The sequence below is a fragment of the Paenibacillus sp. 7523-1 genome (genome assembly GCF_002276415.1).
GTDB lineage: Bacteria > Bacillota > Bacilli > Paenibacillales > Paenibacillaceae > Paenibacillus > Paenibacillus illinoisensis_A.
The window spans coordinates 265,842-285,444 of sequence record NZ_NPBR01000008.1; the positions used below are offsets into that span (position 1 = coordinate 265,842).

Genomic DNA, 19,603 nt, shown 5'->3' on the forward strand with positions numbered 1-19,603 from the left:
ACCTTGTCCTGCAAAAGTATACTTATTTAACAATCCAAACCGAGGTGATTCATAATGGAACTTATTAATGGTAATACGTTCTGGCCAAGTACCTTTACATCCCCATACAGTTATCCTGTTCTAGAAGACGAGATATCCTGTGACTGTCTCATTATCGGTGGTGGTATGGGAGGAGCACTGTCCGCCAAACTATTAACCGAGAGAGGTGTGCGTACAGTCGTTATTGATAAGAGAGAAATCGGTCATGGCAGCAGTATGGCAAACACCGGACTACTTCAATATTCCAATGACAAAACGCTTACCTCCTGTATACATACCTTTGGCGAACAACGCGGGGTACGTTTTTATGAACTATGCCGTACCGCCATGAAGCAATTAGAAGAGACCGCTTCGAGTCTTGATCTTGATCCTTGGTATATCCCTCGTAACAGTTTGTACTGTGCAAGCCTTGAAGAAGATGTCGCTCTTTTGGAAGAAGAATACCATACACTCAAAACCCATGGCTTCGATGTTGAGCTGTGGAACCGGGACAAAATTAGTGCGAGCTTCCCATTCAGCAAACCGATGGCGCTGTATACCCAAGGAGATGCCGAAGTTAACCCTTATAGGCTAATACACGGCCTCCTTCTGTCCGCTTCAAAAGAAGGAGCTCAAGTTTATGAACGGACTGAGATGATCCATTGTGAATATGGTGAAGAAGGTGTCCTCTGTTACACTCCGAACGGAACAATTCGTGCCAAGCAGGTTATCTTCTCTACCGGTTACGAGACGCAGGAGATCAAAAATGACCGTGGCGCTTATCTAAAGAGCACCTATGCGATTGCAACCAAGCCACTGAAAGATCTTAGCAGCTGGTACAACCGAAGCTTGATATGGGAAACGGCGCGTCCTTATTTATACATGCGGACCACCCCGGATGGCAGAATTATTGCCGGGGGCCTCGATGAGGAAATTCCGCGTGAAGACCAGCGTGCAATTCGGGCCGAGCATAGGGCTGAGGATTTACTTAAAAAGGTAGCTAACTACTTCCCACTTCCGGATCTGGAAATAGACTATGCCTGGGAAGCTGTATTCGGCAGCACCCATGATGGGCTTCCGCTGATTGGCCCTCATCCTGAATACCCGAACTGTTACTTTATCGAAGGATATGGGGGCAACGGAACCGTATACAGCATGATTGCTGCATCCATTCTTGCGGATGTGATTACTGGGAGCCATAACGAAGACATGGAACTGTTCTCTCTGACCAGAACCACTAAACCTTCCCCCGTGTAAAATAGAAAAAGGTGCAGATCAGGAATGGCTTTCCTGATTCTGCACCTTTTTTCTGTTGTGACCAAACGGATCAGGACCCTGGCTTACCCTGCTCCGTCCTTACTAACATTTTACGCATAAATAACCAGCCGACCAATGGGAAAGCTCCCAAAACCACGATGAGCCAGGTTAACGTACGAAGCGAAGGGCCATTCATTACAATAATGATAAACACGGCAAGACCAGCTAGGCGGCCTGTCATCAGACAGAGCTCCCTTAAAACGACAAGTTCAACCCTTTTCTCTACATTTTCGCCGCTCATGCCCATCAAGTCGAATCCTGCCGCAATCATGGGAAGCATGTATAACGGCATGGCGACCGCTGAGCCAACCCCCATAATCAAAAGCGTGCCATAGCTTACTTTACAGATGAGAGGCAGAAGAACGAGAAATAATATAATTGCCCCCGTCAACATACCTTTCGATCTATAATGCGGTTTGAACCACTTGCCCGCCATCCAATAACTGACCAAAGCTACAGCGGATGTAATTAACGAGAATTGACCCAGCTTGTACTCCTGTTCCGTGGCTACATAAACGAGCAATGCAATTAGAAAGGCGAATACGCCCTCCCTTACACCCTGGGCAGCCAACCCTAGCCCCAGCGGTCTCCACTCGCTGCCTGATCTTGATAATTGCTGCCAGGGTTCCGACCAGCGGTAGGTGCCGCTTACTTTTCTCTTTTTCAAGAAAAAGCTGAAGACAACGGCAATCACGTATATCACAAGTGACACGGTAAAAATGAGCCGATAACCTGAATTATCCGCCATTTTCGAGATTATCAATCCCGAGAACCAGGGACCAATGATTCCTGTCATGGAGCCCAATAACCCGACCCATCCATTGAACAGGTCCCGGTTCTCCCGGTCTGTAACTTCAAAGTACACCACATTAAAAGCAATCCAGAACAGACCCAGAGCACATCCGAGCAATATGCCGAGTGGCCATATCCAGTCCACCGCTCTTGGTCCAGCCCACAGAACAAGCATATAAAAAATGCCAGACAATGCTGTGCCTAGACGCAGCGCACTCATTTTATTATGTTCTTTAACCCATTTACCAGCTAACCAGAATGTCAATCCAAGTGCAAGCTGTTGACTTACCGTAAACCATCCCAGCATCGCATAGTCCGGACGACTCTTCCATAGATATACATTCAGAAACGTCCCCGACAAAGCTCCGGCTAACACAAACAATCCATTCACGCCCAGAAGCAGAATGGATTGTCGGCCCAGAGATATCTTCATCTGCTCCCTCCTTATTCCGCTTGAAGTCAGCACTTCGCGGCAAGTCTCAGGGTTAACGTACCCCAAGCAGAGGAAAAACATGACGAATCTCAGGAATATTTCATTTTCAGTGAATGGAAATTACTTCTTGGCGCTCAGATTTTGAATCAGGCGCAGACGATCATCTTCAGACAAGCTATATTGAACTTGGAAACAGCCGGAGCAGACATACATTTGTACTGTAAATGGTGCATCCAGCAGGGAATCCGTTCTTGAAACCGCGTTAGCTACAGGAGTGAATGTGTCCTTCGTGGACGTTTGTGTACCTGCGAGAATCATGAATTCACGGCAATGTGGACATTCCGGTACTTCTTCCTGCAGATCCAGCTGTTTCTCCACACCTTCTTCATATAGGATCAGATCATTGCCATCGTCCGCATATTTGGTTAGTGTTCGCAGTTCAGGCAATTTCAGTTCAACTTCATCTCCCCACAATGCCGCGAGGTCAGTGGTTTGATCGCTGTCCTGAGCATCATCAACATCGTAAATATCGCCGACTTCATCTTCATCCTCTTCTTCTCCAATGTTGATGTTCAGCGTACGGTAACCCTTCAGTTCATTGTGACAATAGGGACACTCTTCTTCAGGGCCCAATTCCTCATCCCATACAATCTCGGTGTGACACCACGGACATACTGTTGTTTCCAATTAAATCAACCTTTCTTTTATACAATCTTATTGTCAGGTGTTCATGACGTATATGACACCGATAGCAAAAAACACAATGGAAGCCGCAAACAAAATTCGTATCAATATCTTCATGCCAGGTCCCCCTACATGATGCTCGCGCCGATGACAAATGACAACGAGACAGAAATAATCATGGATATCAAGCCCACTGCCCGGTTATCCCGCTCAATTTCCTTGTCAATGGAGAATACCGGTGTCAAAAACTCAAACAGAAAATAAGCAATCAGCAGTAGAGCAAAGCCCACAAACGACCATGTCATGGCTTCATAGACAGAAGACTTGGCCTGTATGCAGAATCGAAGCACATTGCAGATTCCGAAGATCTTGCCCCCTGTAGCCATGGCAACAGCCACATTGCCTTTCTTGATCTCATCCCAACATTTGTATTTGGTTACAAGTTCAAAACAAGCCAGAAACACAAGCAGCTCCATTATGGCTACCGAGAAAAACCCGAGTACCATCCCCAAGGGATGAGACAGCAATTGGTCAATCGTCCCTTTCACTCACTGTTCCCCTTCCCTGTTCCACTGCCCCTCTCACCTCGCAGTGGAACACCGTTGTTTCAAGGTCCGGCTATTCCAATTCTGCAACAGTTACGCCGTTTCCGCCTTCTCCGTAATTGCCCAGCCGGTAACTTTTAATATGTTTATGCTTACGCAGATAATCCTGAATACCGGAACGCAAAATTCCCGTCCCTTTACCGTGAATAATATAGATCTGACCCAGATTCGCCAGGAAGGCTTCATCGATAAAACGGTCCGTCTCCATCAATGCTTCCTCCAGATTAGTTCCTCGCAGATCCAGTTCACTCTTCACGTTGTCATCACGTGTACGCTTCATGCTAGTGACCGGTTTCTGCTTAGGCTTGACTTCTGGCGCAGATTGCTTCAGTTCGAGATCATCCAGGGATACTTTCATTTTCATAATCCCCAGCTGTACTACAGCTTCTTTGCTGCCCGATAATTCCACGACATGCCCTTTTTGGTTCAAGCTGTACACATGCACTTCATCCCCTGGGCCGATCGCCCGGGTTTTTGGTGCTGATCCCGTGCGCTTCACTGTCTTTTTACGTCTCTCCGGTTCAGCTTCATCCAGCTGTTTGCGGGCAGCAATCAGCTTATGTTCTTTCACGGATGCGCCTTCCTCCATCGCAAGCTGACGCAGGTCCGCAATAATTTTCTCAGCTTCGGCTCTCGCCTTGTCCACGATGTTACGAGCATCTTCCTCTGCTTTTTCAATCCGTCGTTCACGCTGCTGTTCCAGCTTCTCGAGTTCGGACTGGTGACGGCTCCGCAATTTCTCCATATCCTGACGGAGACGCTCCGCATTTTCCCGTTCCTGCTCAGCTGTAAGCCGGTTTTCTTCCAGAGAAGCAATCATGTGTTCGACACGTTGATCCTCTTCCTTCACTTCACCACGAGCATAATCGAGAATGTATCCGGGCAAACCAAGGCGCTCAGCGATCGCAAACGCGTTGCTTCGTCCCGGAACACCGACCAGTAAACGGTAGGTCGGGCTTAGTGTATTCACATCAAATTCCATGCTGGCGTTAATGACACCTTTGCGTTCATAAGCATAAGCTTTCAGCTCACTGTAGTGTGTTGTCGCTACCATGCGGCATCCTGTCTGATGCATATGTTCCAGAATGGAGATTGCCAGTGCAGATCCTTCAGCAGGATCCGTTCCTGCACCAAGCTCGTCAAGCAGCACCAGACTTTTAGTAGTCATATTTTTCAGAATCCGGATAATGTTCGTCATATGGCTGGAGAACGTACTTAGATTTTGCTCAATGCTCTGCTCGTCCCCAATATCGGCATAAATTGCGTCAAATACACAGAGCTGACTACCATCTTCAGCAGGAACGAACAAGCCGGACATCGCCATCAGGCTTAGTAATCCAATTGTTTTGAGTGTTACGGTTTTACCACCCGTATTCGGCCCCGTCACAATAATGGATGTATAATCATTGCCCAGTTCAATGTCGGTCGGCACCACATTTTCGATAGCAATCAGCGGGTGACGCCCTTTTTTGAGCTTAATAAACCCACGATCATTCATGCGCGGCAAGGTGGCTTTTAATTCACGAGCATGCCGTGCTTTGGCGAAGATAAAGTCCAGAGAGCCCAGCAAATCGACATCATACAACAGCCACTCACCCTGCTCACTGACAAGCGCTGTCAATTTCTGCAAAATCACTTCAATTTCGCGTTCTTCCCGGATTCGGGTCTCACGCAATTTATTGTTCATCGCTACGATGGACTCTGGTTCGATAAACAGCGTGGCTCCTGAACCGGACTGATCGTGTACGATCCCGCCGAAGTAAGAGCGGTATTCCGCTTTTACCGGGATAACGAATCGGTCTCCACGAATGGTGATCAGCTGGTCCTGAAGCATTTTCGATACGGTTGAGGAACGGATCATGGAGTCCAGTTTCTCACGGATTCTGGCTTCTCCCCCGCGCAGTTCACGCCGGATCTGGGCCAAAGTTACACTGGCACTATCCGCCACTTCTGCATTGTCATCAATACAGACGCGAATCGCGTCTTCCAGTGCTTTTTGCTCCGACAGCTGATCGCTGATAAAGAACAGGGACTCAATCTTCTCATCTTCGTGAAGAGCGGCAATCTGGCGTTTCAAGCGGCGAGCAGCCAAGGTTGTATTGGAAATCCCGAGAAGTTCATGCGGATTCAGGGTTCCTCCAATTTCGGCCCGTTTCACGGATGCCGTGATGTCCACAATGCCTCCAAAAGAAGGCGACCCTTTCAGACGATCAAAAGTGAAGGCTTCATCGGTTTGTTGGAGCAACCGTTTTACTTCTTCCAATTCACTGATGGGTTCCAGTTGTTCCGCTTTCTTCTTACCCATGGTTGTTTGGGCATAGCTTTGCAATGTATTTAAAATTTTGCGGTATTCCAGTGTGTGTAAAATTTTCGTGTCCAAGTGTACAACTCCTTCCAAACTATATCTGTATTATAACGAAAGAAACTTTACTGCGCTATTTAACGAATCCTTCCACACATAAGTTTTGACATCATGCCGCAAACTACAGGTGTCAGGATTTTGCAACCTCTCCATGTGTGATGGTTCCAAATGCATAATCCGATCTGAACTTAAAGGAGGTAAACACGTTGAACTTCTTGGGACATGTCGTTCGTTTTATCATCGCTGCAATCGTATTGATGGTTGTCAGCTGGATCGTTCCCGGATTCGCTGTCGGTGGTTTCTGGAGCGCTCTGCTGCTTGCTCTGGTTATTGCGCTGCTCGGCTGGATCATTGAAGGCGTCTTTGGCAAAAGGGTCACTCCTTTTGGCCGCGGAATCGTCGGCTTCATTGTCAGTGCATTGGTGATCTGGCTTGGTCAATATATTGTTGACCATGTCGAAGTTAGTTTGCTTGGCGCTATTCTTGCTGCATTGGTGATTGGGATTATCGATTTGTTCATTCCGGTATCCACACCTTTTGAAGCAGGACGAAGCTCCAAGAATAACAACTAAGAAGCATCTAATCATGCAATTGCATGCAACACCTGCGATTTCTCCTTCAACCTCTGATGGCCATATGCCAGATGAGGTTTTTTCATTTCCATAACCTCTCAATCAATCCTCAAGATTAGAGAGAAAATCCTACTGACTAATCTTCAAAAAAACGACATAGCCTTCATGTACAGGCCTTACCATTTTGCGGTATGATGACTTGAGAAATATTTAAAATTTCATCTATATCATGCTTAAGGAGGCTCATGATGAAAAAGACTATGGCTTGGCTTGCAGCCTGCATGTTAATTCTGGTGCTCGCCGCTTGCGGAGGAAACAAGCAATCAGCAGACTCGGGCAGCAGCGGTGAATCCGATGCAGGCGTAACCGCTAGCGAGGAACTCGTCATTAAAGCGAGCAACTATGAATTTGACCAACCGGAATACCATCTTAAAAAAGGAGTCCCCGTTAACATTGTTTACGAAAACGTCAATGGTAATCATGGCATTCTCGTTCCGGAGCTGAATCTTCAGCTGGACACCAAAAACAGCTCTAAAGTCATTACCCCTGACAAGGTTGGAGAATTCGAGATGTCCTGCTCCGTGTTTTGTGGAAGTGGACATAGCAGCATGATCTCCAAAATTATTGTCGAAGAATAAGCCCCAAGACAATGAGCCCCCGTAATGACGGGAGCTCTTTCTGTATTATAACAAATTGTACAATCGTACGATGCCCATGATTTAGTGATGATCTGATGCCCTTAGGTCTGATCCTGTTCAATCAATTCGATCCATTCGTTATATTCCGTCTGCAATTTCGTATATTCATCCCGCAGCTGGCGATACTCCATGTTCAACTGCTCTGCCTTCTCCTGCTCCATTTCGCGTTCAACCTGCAGCAGTCGAAGCTGATTCGCAGCGAGTTCGTAGCGCTCACCAATCTCCAGCAGTTCATTTTCCATCGTTTGTTTCTCTTCTATAGCTTCGTTACGGAGCTTATCAAGCTGCTCACGGTCCTGTTCTAGCGCCTCTACCTTTTCAACACTGGCTGCACTTTCCTTCTGCCAGACATTCAATTCATTTTCAAGCAGGTTCCAGCGTTCCTGCCAGGATTGCTCCTGTACGGCCCATTCATCTGCACGACGCTGCCAGACCTGGTCCTGCTGCTCGGCTTGTTCCACACGAGAGAGTAACCGAGTTTCCTGCTCCTTTAACTCATCCAGTTGTGAGATAAGCTCTTCCTGTTTTGCAGACAATTCTTCATGCTTAATCTGCCATTCAAGTGCTTCTTCCTCTGTCTGTGCAAGCAAGTTTCTTTGTTCTGCGATTTGCTCAGTTAGCTTGGCAGCATGCTCGCCGGATGTTACAATTGCTTGTTCCAGTGCCTGCTTTTCCTGATCCAGTTCAGCAAGTTTGCGCGTGTGATTTTCCTCCCGCTGCAATGCATCCCCATAATCGTTGCGGATTTGTTTATAGGATTCCTGAAGTTGGTTTAGTTCTTCACGGATCCGGTTCAGCTCCTCTTCAAGCTGTTCGCGCTCCTGCTGCACACGACTTGCCTGCTCGTTATAGCGATTCGCTTCTTCTCTGTACCCGCGAGCTTCTTCCTTAACCACGGTTAATTCATCATGAAGGGACTGTACACCAGACTCCAGTGTTTCATTCTGTTCTGCTGCCTCAAGCACCTGAGTCTCCAGCTCTCCCATTTCGACAAGGCGCTGTTCGGCCAGGTCTTTCCATGATTTTTCGCTTTCGGTAAGCGTACTGATTTCATTTTGCAATGTACGTACGGCAGCATGAGCCTGCTCCAGAACTTTCTGCAATCTACGCTGTTCATTCTCGGACTTCTCTTCGGCTTCACGAAGCTTCTGAATATCTTTTTCAAGCAGTCCATGCTGCTCCTGTACTTTCCGAAGCTGTGCTGCAAGGGAAGTTTCTCTCTCCACCGTCTCGTTGTATTGTCGTTTCCATTCCTGCTCCGTTTCACGAGACTTTTGCAAAGCAATTTCCGTTTCACGCAGCTGCTCTTGGAGCTGGGTACTGTCTTCCTTCAGCTGCCCCAACTGCTGTTCAAGTTCCGTTATGCGACGAGCCTGAACTTCCTGATCCTGTTTGCGCTGCGCTTGTTCCTTGCGCAATGCATCCTGCTCAGCGCGTTCCTGCTGGAGCTGCTGTTCCTGATCGGCAGCCACTTCCTGTGCCTCTTCAAGCTGCTTGCGTATATCATTAAGCTGGTTCTCAATTTCCGCTACACGACTCTCGGCTTGTGTGCGCTCGTTTTCCAGCTGCTGCAGCAGTTTCCCGCGTTCTTCCTGTAGTTTGGCCTCAGCATTAGCTGCGGTTTCTGTGAACTGAGAAGCTGCCTCGGCTTTTACTTGTTGCAATTGCTCCTCATAGGCTGCTTCTTTTTCCATCCATTCCAATTCGGCCTGTTCTGAAGATTCGTGGAAATCGGCTTTCAGCTTTTCGATCTCTATTAAGTGTTCCTCTTTCGTTTGTTGTAGCTGTGATGCCCGCTCTTCCTGGACCTTGCCAAGCTGGAATCTTAATTGCTCGGCTGCCTGCTGCTTCGCCTCTTGTAAACGCTGATCCGTTTGGGATTGAAGTTCACGGTATTGAAGCTCGGCCTCTTCCTGAACCTTCTTCAATTGACTCTCAGCCTGTTCCAATTCGGACAAAATCGCAGCCTCGGCTTCTTCTTTGGCTGCTTGCACCTGCTGTGCGGCTTTTGCCTCGATTTTCTGGCGTTCTGCGACAGCACGACTCTCCGCTTCCTTAATCTGGGCTGCTGTCTTATCCTGCAGTTCCTTGTACTGTCCTGCGGCCTTCGCCTGACTCTGCTGCAATTCGGCTGCAGCCCGTGCTTGTACTTCTTTTAGTTGGGCTGCTGTCTTATCTTGTAGTTCCTTGTATTGTCCCGCTGCCTTCGCCTGGCTCTGCTGCAATTCGGCTGCAGCCCGTGCCTGTACTTCCTTCAGCTCCGCAGCTGCCTGAGCCTGAGCCTGTTTAAGCTGGTTGGCCGCCTTCTCTTCTGCTTCTTTCAGGCGCAATTTCATCTTCTCTTCAGCTTCCTTCAGCTGCGCAGCAGTCTGTGACTGCAACTTTTGTTCACGGGCTGCAGCCTGACTTCGTTCCTGCTCAAGCAATGATTTCAGCTTGTTTACTTCATCCTGCTTCTCGGATTGGAGCTTCGCCACGGCCTGCTCTGCCTCAGTCTTCTGCTTGGTCGCTTCAGCCAGCGCCTGATCACGACGCTCCAGCTCCTGCTGATGTTCACTTTGAATTGCATTTAGCCTGTTCAATTCATTTCGAAGTTCTGTCCGTTCACCAGTCAGCATTTTCAGTTCATTACGGATCTCCTGGGTCTGAAGAGACTGCTCAGCCATATGTACAGCCGCCAGTACCGCAATACGCGGGGTATCCAGACGGGAATGGTTCTTGGAAATTGCGCTCATGCGCTCATCCACCAGATTAGCTACTTGTTTCATATAGTCGGCACTGCTGCCAACCAGTTTATAGGAAGTCCCGTAGATCTCTACGGTGACGCGTGTACGATCAGGTGTAGTCACAGTTGTGCCCTCCTTCAAGTCTGTATGTTGATTCTAAGCTGTAATGACAAAAAAGTCACATCGATCCTCTAATGCTAAGGATTCGATGTGACTTCAAGCAATTCCTGCTAATTGTTGTTCAAAAAATTAGCTTCTGTTCTATTTGCGCAATTCTGCTCCGAATTGCTCCTCCAGACGGGCAACCACACGAGCATGAACCTCGGTGATTTCCTCGTCCGTCAGCGTACGCTCGCGGTTGCGATACACAAGCGCCATCGCCACACTCTTCTTGTCTTCACCCAGTTTGCTGCCTGTGAACACATCGAATACCTGTACGGTTTGCAGCAGCTCTCCTGCAGCCTCACGAATCGAGCTGAGCATGGCTCCTGCTTCAATGTCTTTGCTTACGACTACGGCAATATCGCGTTCAACAGCCGGGAAACGCGGAAGCTCACGGTAACGGATATCCACGTCTGCTTCACTATAGATTGCCTCAAGAGCAATCTCTGCAATATACACATCGTTCAGATCATATTGTTGTTGAAGTTCAGGATGCAATTGACCCATGGTACCGATCAATTTACCTTCACCGCCGTCCTTCCCTTCCAAATACACGGAGGCAGAACGTCCCGGATGGAACCCTTCCGGACTGTTTGCAACAAGACGAATGCGTTGTTCCAATCCAACATAGGAGAACAGGTTCTCAAGTGCACCTTTCAGATCGAAGAAGTCCACTTTTTCTACCCCTACATTCCACTGCTGAGCGGCACGATTACCTGTAAGCAGCAAGCTCAGGACCGGAATTTCATGCGGCTGCTTCGTCAGCTTCTCTTCTTCAGTGAAAAACACGCTGCCCACTTCGAATACAGCAAGTGAATCCTGCTTCCGGTTCATGTTGTACACTGCAGCATCCAGCATTTGCGGCAGGACGCTTGTGCGAAGCACGCTGCGATCCTCACTCATAGGCATAGCCAGCTTCACAGCCTTGCTTCCTTCAGTCAATGCCGGGAACAAGGACGCTTTATCCGGATGTACAAAGGAGTAGCTAATCATTTCCTGCCATCCGCTGCCTGCGAGCAGTCCACGAATGGTACGACGCATTGCCTGTGAGCGTGTGTAGGCTCCTGGTGTTGTTGGTCCTTCAATCAATGTGGTTGGAATGTTGTCATATCCATACAAACGGGCAATTTCTTCAAAGAGATCTACGTCGCGAGTAATATCGCCTCTACGCGTGGGTACTTCCACATCAAGCAATCCCTGTTCAGCATCGCCGCATGCAAAGTGCAGACGAGCAAAAATGGTTTTCACCTCAAGCAGTGAAAGGTCAGTTCCCAGATAACGGTTCAGTCTGTCGAGTGACAGCTGGATAACAACCTTCTCTGCCACCTCGGCTCCAGCTTCCACAATGCCCTGATGTACTTGGCCTTCAGCATAGCGCTGGATCAATTCAGCCGCACGGTCCAATGCCGTGATAACAGCCCCCGGGTCAACTTCCTTCTCAAAACGCATGCTAGCTTCGGAACGCAGCCCCAATTGGCGCGACGTTTTCCGAACCGTTCCGCCGTCGAACTTGGCGGACTCGAGCAGCAGATTGACTGTGCCTTCCGATACCTCGGAATTCTCGCCACCCATAACACCCGCAATGGCTACCGGTTTCACGCCATCGGTAATCAGCAGCATATGCGTTTCCAGCTTACGCTCCTGACCATCCAGGGTCACGATCGTTTCGCCTTCCTTAGCCATGCGTACTTCAATATGACCTTTTTCCAGTTTATCTGCATCAAAGGCGTGCAGCGGTTGACCGTACTCCAGCATCACATAGTTCGTGATATCCACGATGTTGTTAATTGGACGGACACCAGCAGCCATCAGACGGTTTTGCATCCAGAGCGGAGAAGGCCCTAGTTTGATGTCTGTTACATAACGTGCAGCATAGTGACTGCATTGTTCCTGCGCCGTGATTTCCACCGAGATATGATCCGCAGCAGCATCACCGACTTCAACCAGCTGTTCTTTCGGATTAGGCAGCTTCACTTCACGACCCAGAATGGCCCCAACTTCATAAGCTGCACCGCGCATGCTCAGACAATCGGAACGGTTTGGTGTCAGGTCCAGTTCAAGCACATGATCGTCCAGACCAAGCACCTGGCTGATTGGTGTGCCAATTTCCGTTTGCTCCGGCAGGACAAGAATGCCTTCCTGCTGATCTTTAGGAAGCAGCTTGTCGTTCATGCCGAGCTCTTTTGCAGAACAGATCATGCCAAGTGAAACGACGCCGCGCAGCTTGGCTTTTTTGATATCCAAACCGCCAGGGAGCTTCGCTCCAACCAGGGCTACGGCTACCTTTTGACCCGCATCCACATTTTTCGCACCACATACGATCTGAAGATCCTCTTCCTGACCGGCGTCAATGATGCATACGTTCAATTTGTCCGCATCCGGGTGCTTCTCCTTGCTCTTCACATACCCTACAACCACTTTGTTTACGCCCTGGTTGCGGTTCTCCACTACATCAATTTCGATCCCTGCACGTGTAATTTTCTCTGCCAGTTCCTGTGGCGTCACACCTTCAAGGGCAATATAATCAGACAGCCAATCTGTCGATACTCTCATGGACGTTCACTTCCTTAATCTATAAATTGGTTTAGCTAACTTGCCTTTAGCGCTTGCTTATTGTAAAGTTTACAGCCGTCCGAATTGCTTCAGGAATGCCATATCACTGTTATAGAAATGACGAATGTCGTCGATACCGTACTTCAGCATCGCGATACGTTCTACCCCCATACCAAAGGCGAAACCGCTGTACTTCTCAGGATCATATCCACCCATTTCCAGCACCTTCGGATGAACCATTCCGCCGCCCAGAATTTCAAGCCATCCGGTTTGTTTACATACTCGGCAGCCGCTGCCGCCGCATTGTACACAGGTTACATCCACTTCAGCACTTGGCTCGGTGAATGGGAAGAAGCTTGGACGCAGACGAATTTCAGTGTGAGCACCGAACATTTCACGCACAAATTGCAGCAGTGTACCCTTCAAGTCGCTCATGCGAATGTTTTCGCTGATGACCAGACCTTCAACCTGATTGAACTGGAAGGAATGCGTAGCATCATCATCATCACGGCGGTATACTTTACCCGGGCAAATGACTTTGACAGGTACTTCCCCTTTCATGCTTTGCATGGTCCGTACTTGCACCGGAGACGTATGGGTACGCATCAACAGGTCTTCTGTTACATAGAAGGAATCCTGCATATCGCGAGCCGGGTGATTCTTCGGCAGATTCAGTGCTTCAAAGTTATAGTAATCCATTTCCACCTCAGGACCTTCCGCTACGCGATATCCCATGCCGATGAAAATATCTTCGATTTCCTGCACCACTTTAGTTAGTGGATGCAGACCGCCTTGACGTCCACGACGTCCTGGCAGGGTGACATCAATGGTCTCGGACTGAAGACGCTTCGCCGTCTCTTCCTTCTGGAACTGCTCCTGCTTGCTGTCGATGACTTCCTCAATGGCACCGCGAACATCGTTGGCCACTTGCCCGATTACGGGACGTTCCTCTGCACTAAGTGCACCCATGCCACGCAGAATTTCGGTCAATGCACCCTTTTTCCCCAAATACTTCACACGCAGATCACCAAGCGTCTGCGGATCGTTCACGCCGGACAATTGTTCCAGCGCTTCAATCTTCAATGCTTCTAAACGTTCTTTCATGTGTAATTGCCCCCTTTATGTGGTGTTAATGCAACAAAAAAAGGCCTTTTCTCCCCAAAAGGGACGAAAAGACCGTGGTACCACCCTTGTTAGACATCCGGTGCTGACTGGCCCTTCCGGCCTGCAACACGTCTGTCTCACTCTGTACGGAATAACGACCGTTAACCGTTTGCCCCTACTGCTGAGCCTCAGCAATTGCTGCCAAGTCAAGTTCAGGGAACCGCTTCGGAGTGAATTTCGGCAGCCTTGTTCTACAGAAACGCTCTCAATCTACGGCGCTTCCTCCCTGTCCAGAGGCACTGCTTACTTGTCTCCATCATCACGTTTGTTAATGAATTAAACCTATATCGACGTATTTATCGATGATCGTTCATAATTATATGCAAATTCAATCGAAATAGCAAGCCAGTCAATCATCTATTTTTTGCTCACATCCTTCCGCCTAAGCTGAATTAACCGCTCTTGAATGTCACGGATCTCAGCGGCTTCCGCAGCTCGTTCTTCAACAGCTTCCGGATGGGCAAGGATATCTAAGCCCGCATTGCTCATGGGAGATAGCAGTTCGGACAGTCGCATTTCCAGGCGTAATCGTTCATCATCCGATTCCCGCTGGCCAAGTGAAGAATCTCGGAGTTTTCTCGACTCTTCCCAATCCAGAACTCCTCCTTCAAATACCGTAGCCTTCCCTCCTGGCTCCAGATCAAGCAAGCGATTTGCCAGCATTTTGATCAGCATTCGGTCATGAGACACAAGTACCAGAGCACCCGAAGCCTGTTTTAATACATTCTCCATCACTTCCTGGGTATCAATATCCAGATAGTTTGTCGGCTCATCCAGAACCAGCAAGTTCGCACCGCCAAAGTATAATCTCAAAAACGCAACTCTGCATTTCTCTCCCATACTCAGGTTCCCGATGCGCTTGAATACATCCTCTCTGGTAAATAGAAAACATCCCAGAATGGTTCGGGCAGCACTCTGAGTCATGGATGGGAGACGGAGCAAACTGTCCAGCAGAGTCTGATTCTCGGGAAGTCCCTCAAGCTCTTGAGAAAAGTAACCGATCTTCAGCTGTGGATGCCTTCTCACCACCCCCTGCTTCGGTTCAAGTTCACCAATCATCAGCTTCAGCAAGGTCGTTTTCCCCGTACCATTCGGTCCACGTACGGCAAGCCGGTCCCCTCGCCCGACGGCAATTCCCAGATTGTGAAATAACGGATGTCCCTCCGGATATGCGAAGCTGACGTCTCTCATTTCAAGCAGCTGGCGTGCCGCTAACGTGTCAACTTGCAATTCCATGTTTAGCTTGACTGCATCGCGAGGTTTCTCTACCCGCTCATTCTCCAGCCGTTCCAACTGTTTCTGTTTTGCATGGTAACGCGAAATGTTTTTGTTGGCTTTGGCTTTGTAAAAGCTCTGAGTGATCTTAACCTCCACGTCCGTTGCTGAATTGTGGGCCTTATGGAACCACTCCTGATAATTGCGAATGGTCTCTTCAAGCGCTTTGCGTTCCAGTTCCTGTTTGCGGTATAGGGTTTCCTGTTCTCGCCGTTCCCTCTCCTTATGAACTTTGTAGTCAGAATATCCGCCTTTATATTTGTTGAGCGCTTGCGGACTAAACTCAATGACACCTGTTGCTACCTGATCAATAAAGGTCCGGTCATGTGAAACAAAGAGCAGCGTGCCGGTGTAATTGGATAGCCATTCTTCGAGCCATCGCATGCTATCCTCATCCAAATGATTCGTCGGTTCATCCAAAATAAGAAATTTGGGTTTGCTGACCAGCAGTCCTGCCAGCCTTGCCTTGGTTTTTTGTCCACCACTCAAGGAGTGATAGGATCTGTTCCAGTGCTCCGAGCTTAAACCCAGACGGGTCAACACCTTTTCCACCTCGGTCTCCCACATGTAGCCGTTCAGCTGCTCATATTGCTCCATGGCTACGGTATAGGCTTCAAGCAGCCGCTGCTCATCTTCTCTCCCGCTCATGCCCATACGCCGTTCCAGTTCTTCCAACTCACATTTCACTTCATAGATCCGGCCACTTTCCTTCCGTACTGCATCCAGCACCTTCATACCTGGGTCAATTTGAGAGCGTTGACGCATGAATCCCCACTCCTTCTGCGGGACGTGGCGTTCAATATGTCCGCCTCCCTCCTCTTCCCCTAAAATGATGCGTAACAATGTGGTTTTACCGCATCCATTGCGACCGAGAATCGCAAGCCGCTCACCTTCGTTAATTTCCAGATTTAAACCTGCAAACAATTCCATCCCGTTCCATTCTTTTGATACTTCATGTAGGCGTACCAATGTCATCATAAGACTTCATCCTTCCTGCGTTAAAAATCAAATTCATCCCGTGCTTTTTCGAGATGATATTTTTAATCTTGATCACGCAGAGCTGCCTCGGCCCGCAGGAAACCTTAGACATCATTTCCTGAACAAAAAAACCGCTGGCATCCGCCGGCGGTCTGGCAATTCAGGTTTGGATAAAGCGTCAAAAAACAAGCACAAGGTACACCCAGGTATGACAAATAAACACCCAAGAAGGGTACACAAGCCACAATACTCGGCTAGCACACACCTGATCCCATAGCTGAATTTGGACACACGAATCCCCTCATTGCTCAGCCGCTTCGGCTGACTGCGTCATACATCTTCTGCAGTTACTGGGGTTCAATTCTTGTGTCTTACTTCATGGGACGTGTGGTTACCTCTCATTCATGTGTAGTATCAATTTCTCCGTTATTGTACCAGAAGTTGGGGTAATTGCAAAGCTTTGAATGAATGTAAAAAAGAAAATACTGCGCTTTCATCACTTTGAGTAAAAAAAGAAAACCCTCTTGTGATGAACAAGAAGGTTTTCTAAATTAAGCGGGTGATGGGAATCGAACCCACGCTATTAGCTTGGAAGGCTAAAGTTCTACCATTGAACTACACCCGCACGATTGACGATCGGGACGACACGATTTGAACATGCGACCCCCTGGTCCCAAACCAGGTGCTCTACCAAGCTGAGCTACGTCCCGTTAAGTTCCTAAGAATCTTAACACGGTTTTTACAAAAACTAATATAACACGTTCATCCGGTCCTTGCAACTTTTAATTCCCATTTTTTCCTTATGGGTCACAAACGAAAAAGACAGAAGCGACTCCCGCTCCTGTCTAATGGCTATCCTGTAGGTTTATCCACATCACGTAAAAACCGCTTTTCGAAATCAGCCGCCACAATGGGTTTACTGAAAAAGTATCCCTGCGCTTCATGGCAATGCTGATCCCGAAGGAACACCAGCTGCGACTCGTTCTCCACTCCTTCGGCTGTCACCTTCAATTGCAGATGATGAGCCATGGACGTAATGGTGGAGACGATCGCTGCATTATTGCGATCCTCCATGACTTCGTTCACGAATGAACGGTCAATTTTGAGCCGGTCAATCGGCAGATCCTTCAGGTAATGCAGCGAACTGTATCCTGTTCCAAAATCATCAATACTGATTTGCACACCAATCTCTTTAATTTTGCGAAGTTGTTCAAACGCACGATCTTTGTCAAATGTCATACTTTCGGTAATCTCCAGTTCCAGCCAGTCCGGCTCCAATCCTGTTTCCCTCAGTATGCCGTTGATGTTATCCAGCAGATGGGAATGTCTGAATTGTCTCATCGAGAGATTGACAGACACACACAGTTTGCGGTATCCAGCTTCCTGCCATTGCTTGTTCTGCGCACATGCCTCCCGAAGCACCCACTCGCCCAGCGGCACAATTAGTCCGCTCTCTTCTGCCAGTGGGATAAACTCTGCAGGAGAAATTGCGCCGCGCTGCGGATGCTCCCAGCGTACCAGAGCCTCCATACCAACGATTAAACCACTTGCAATATTGATTTGTGGTTGATATACAAGATAAAACTGACCTCGATCCAGCGCTTTGCGCAGATCATTCTCCAGCTGCAGTCGTTCCTGTGCCTTCATCTGCATTGCATGAGCATACCGGTTCAATTCGATCCCCTGTTCCTTGGCGTTATGAAGCGCAGTATCCGCATTTTGAATGATTTCCTCGGGTGATCCCCCGTCATGGGGATATATGGCCATGCCAATTCCAACCGTTATATGATAGTCGTTGCCATCAACCATGACCGGCTTTTCAAACAGCTGCAAAATTGATCTTGTTCGGCGCAGAGCATTCTCTGTATTCCAGAAGTCCGTCATCGTGACCACGAATTCGTCCCGGCCAAGACCATACACTTCTTCGCCCGGCAGAGACGATTGCTTCAGACGCTGCCCCACTTGACGAAGAACACGGTTTGCAGCCTGCTGACCGAGGGAGTCGTTAATCGTTTTGAACCGGTTGATATTCAAAACGAGTACGCCGACGAGCTCGTCCTGTTTCACTGCTTCATCCATCAATCTTTTGAGTCTCTGGGAAAGACGGCGGCGATTTGGCAGACCCGTTACATCGTCATGATGAGCAATATAGTTCATTTTGGCTTCAGCAGCCTGCTGCTTCAGAAACGGGGTATCCACTACCGTTGTATATAGTCCTTTTTGTACAAAGAAATATCCTAGGCAATTCATCCACAATGCAAATAACAGATTCAAGTCGCTGACCTGCGTTGCAGAAATTAAGTAGCACTCTCCGTAGAAGAAACACAGGGCTCCACACAGAATAGAAGGCAAATCTCCCTCTTTCCCCTTCTTCCATTTCAAAAACAACACAAATGCGGTGATCCCGTAAAGAAGACCGACCAAGAAGTGAATTTTCATAAACGTTTCGCTTAACACTTCTTGCTGAGTTAATTTGGGCAGCCAGCTCCATTCCTGAATACCCGCTGTGTACAACAGGACAAACGTACCCAGCGTTCCGCTAAATAGTAAAAATTTACGCGGTAACGCAACTTCTTTTTCTCTCACTGCATAAATAAGCAATAAACCCACTGCACAGACCACGGAGCCCAGCGTCATCATTTTGAGCGAAAATTCCGATTCCAACATCGCGCCACTCGGCATCTCTTCCGCATATGAAACGATATGAATTAATTCAAACAGGCCAATCAATAAAAAAAGCGTTGTAATCATGATTCTGCGCAGGGTTAACTTTTGGGTCTGGAACAACCAGCTTTGGTTGTAAATCCCGATACAGGCTGCAGCTGCAACGAATCCGCCAAGTAGCGTCAGCACAGGGTATCCGGATATGATTAGATCAGAGCTTGCAGAGGAACGGTACCATTGACTTACGAGGAAACATAATAAGCCGCCTAGTGCGACCCAACTTACTTTTCTCTGATCTTGCGAATTTGCCTTCATGCCTTGTTTTTCCTTCCCGGGATCACCTATCCTGAATAACCTTTAGCCCTCACCTGTGACGTTCAGGTTTGAAAACTTTCATTATTACACCATTCGACAATAAATATTTACCAACGTTCAATTCACATGCCAATACATGCTATCTGGTACATAATAACATTTAATTCTACGGACGTGAACTAAAAAATAGTTGAAAATAGGAATATGTATTCATAGCCACGTAGAAAAACAAGGCACTAAGAACTAAAAAAACATGAATCTCCAATTGGAGTCCATGTCCCTTTA

The 19,603-nt window shown here is 48.1% G+C and carries 12 protein-coding genes and 2 tRNA genes; 3 read left to right on the plus strand and 11 right to left on the minus strand.

Translation table 11 applies throughout. From position 1 onward, the window contains the following. Nucleotides 1-54 precede the first annotated feature (54 nt). Complete coding sequence (locus CHH60_RS10180) at nucleotides 55-1,275, plus strand: NAD(P)/FAD-dependent oxidoreductase (RefSeq protein ID WP_095359107.1); 1,221 nt, start codon at nucleotides 55-57, stop codon at nucleotides 1,273-1,275. 70 nt (nucleotides 1,276-1,345) lie between these two features. Here the strand turns inward: CHH60_RS10180 and CHH60_RS10185 are convergent, their stop codons facing one another. The 4 genes from CHH60_RS10185 to CHH60_RS10200 form a co-directional block, all read right to left on the minus strand. Next, nucleotides 1,346-2,560, minus strand: coding sequence for an MFS transporter (locus CHH60_RS10185; RefSeq protein ID WP_095359108.1), 1,215 nt, complete (start codon nucleotides 2,558-2,560; stop codon nucleotides 1,346-1,348). Between the two features lie 120 nt (nucleotides 2,561-2,680). Next, nucleotides 2,681-3,247, minus strand: a complete 567-nt coding sequence (locus tag CHH60_RS10190) for a hypothetical protein (RefSeq protein WP_095359109.1) — start codon at nucleotides 3,245-3,247, stop codon at nucleotides 2,681-2,683. 125 nt (nucleotides 3,248-3,372) lie between these two features. Beyond that, nucleotides 3,373-3,792, minus strand: coding sequence for a DUF350 domain-containing protein (locus tag CHH60_RS10195; protein ID WP_164764308.1), 420 nt, complete (start codon nucleotides 3,790-3,792; stop codon nucleotides 3,373-3,375). 70 nt (nucleotides 3,793-3,862) lie between these two features. Beyond that, complete coding sequence (locus tag CHH60_RS10200) at nucleotides 3,863-6,229, minus strand: endonuclease MutS2 (protein WP_095359110.1); 2,367 nt, start codon at nucleotides 6,227-6,229, stop codon at nucleotides 3,863-3,865. A gap of 188 nt (nucleotides 6,230-6,417) precedes the next feature. Here CHH60_RS10200 and CHH60_RS10205 point away from each other — a divergent pair, with 188 nt between their 5' ends. Next, a complete protein-coding gene (locus CHH60_RS10205; RefSeq protein ID WP_095288311.1) occupies nucleotides 6,418-6,783 on the plus strand; it encodes a phage holin family protein in 366 nt (121 codons plus the stop codon). Nucleotides 6,784-7,031: 248 nt separating this feature from the next. After that, complete coding sequence (locus CHH60_RS10210) at nucleotides 7,032-7,421, plus strand: cytochrome C oxidase subunit II (protein WP_095359111.1); 390 nt, start codon at nucleotides 7,032-7,034, stop codon at nucleotides 7,419-7,421. Between the two features lie 101 nt (nucleotides 7,422-7,522). On the opposite strand, the gene CHH60_RS10215 is transcribed toward CHH60_RS10210, so the two are convergent. The 7 genes from CHH60_RS10215 to CHH60_RS10245 all read right to left on the minus strand — a co-directional run bounded on the left by CHH60_RS10215 (nucleotide 7,523) and on the right by CHH60_RS10245 (nucleotide 19,318). Continuing rightward, nucleotides 7,523-10,330, minus strand: coding sequence for a hypothetical protein (locus CHH60_RS10215; protein WP_095359112.1), 2,808 nt, complete (start codon nucleotides 10,328-10,330; stop codon nucleotides 7,523-7,525). Nucleotides 10,331-10,468: 138 nt separating this feature from the next. Beyond that, nucleotides 10,469-12,922, minus strand: a complete 2,454-nt coding sequence (pheT, locus tag CHH60_RS10220; protein WP_095359113.1) for a phenylalanine--tRNA ligase subunit beta — start codon at nucleotides 12,920-12,922, stop codon at nucleotides 10,469-10,471. Between the two features lie 69 nt (nucleotides 12,923-12,991). Further along, complete coding sequence (pheS, locus tag CHH60_RS10225) at nucleotides 12,992-14,026, minus strand: phenylalanine--tRNA ligase subunit alpha (protein ID WP_095288315.1); 1,035 nt, start codon at nucleotides 14,024-14,026, stop codon at nucleotides 12,992-12,994. Between the two features lie 417 nt (nucleotides 14,027-14,443). Beyond that, nucleotides 14,444-16,339: a ribosomal protection-like ABC-F family protein gene (abc-f, locus tag CHH60_RS10230; protein WP_095359114.1), complete on the minus strand. Its 1,896-nt coding sequence runs from the start codon at nucleotides 16,337-16,339 to the stop codon at nucleotides 14,444-14,446. 554 nt (nucleotides 16,340-16,893) lie between these two features. Next, a tRNA-Gly gene (locus CHH60_RS10235) sits at nucleotides 16,894-16,964 on the minus strand. 11 nt (nucleotides 16,965-16,975) lie between these two features. Continuing rightward, nucleotides 16,976-17,049, minus strand: a tRNA-Pro gene (locus tag CHH60_RS10240). Between the two features lie 142 nt (nucleotides 17,050-17,191). Beyond that, nucleotides 17,192-19,318, minus strand: coding sequence for a bifunctional diguanylate cyclase/phosphodiesterase (locus CHH60_RS10245; RefSeq protein ID WP_095359115.1), 2,127 nt, complete (start codon nucleotides 19,316-19,318; stop codon nucleotides 17,192-17,194). Nucleotides 19,319-19,603: the final 285 nt, after the last annotated feature.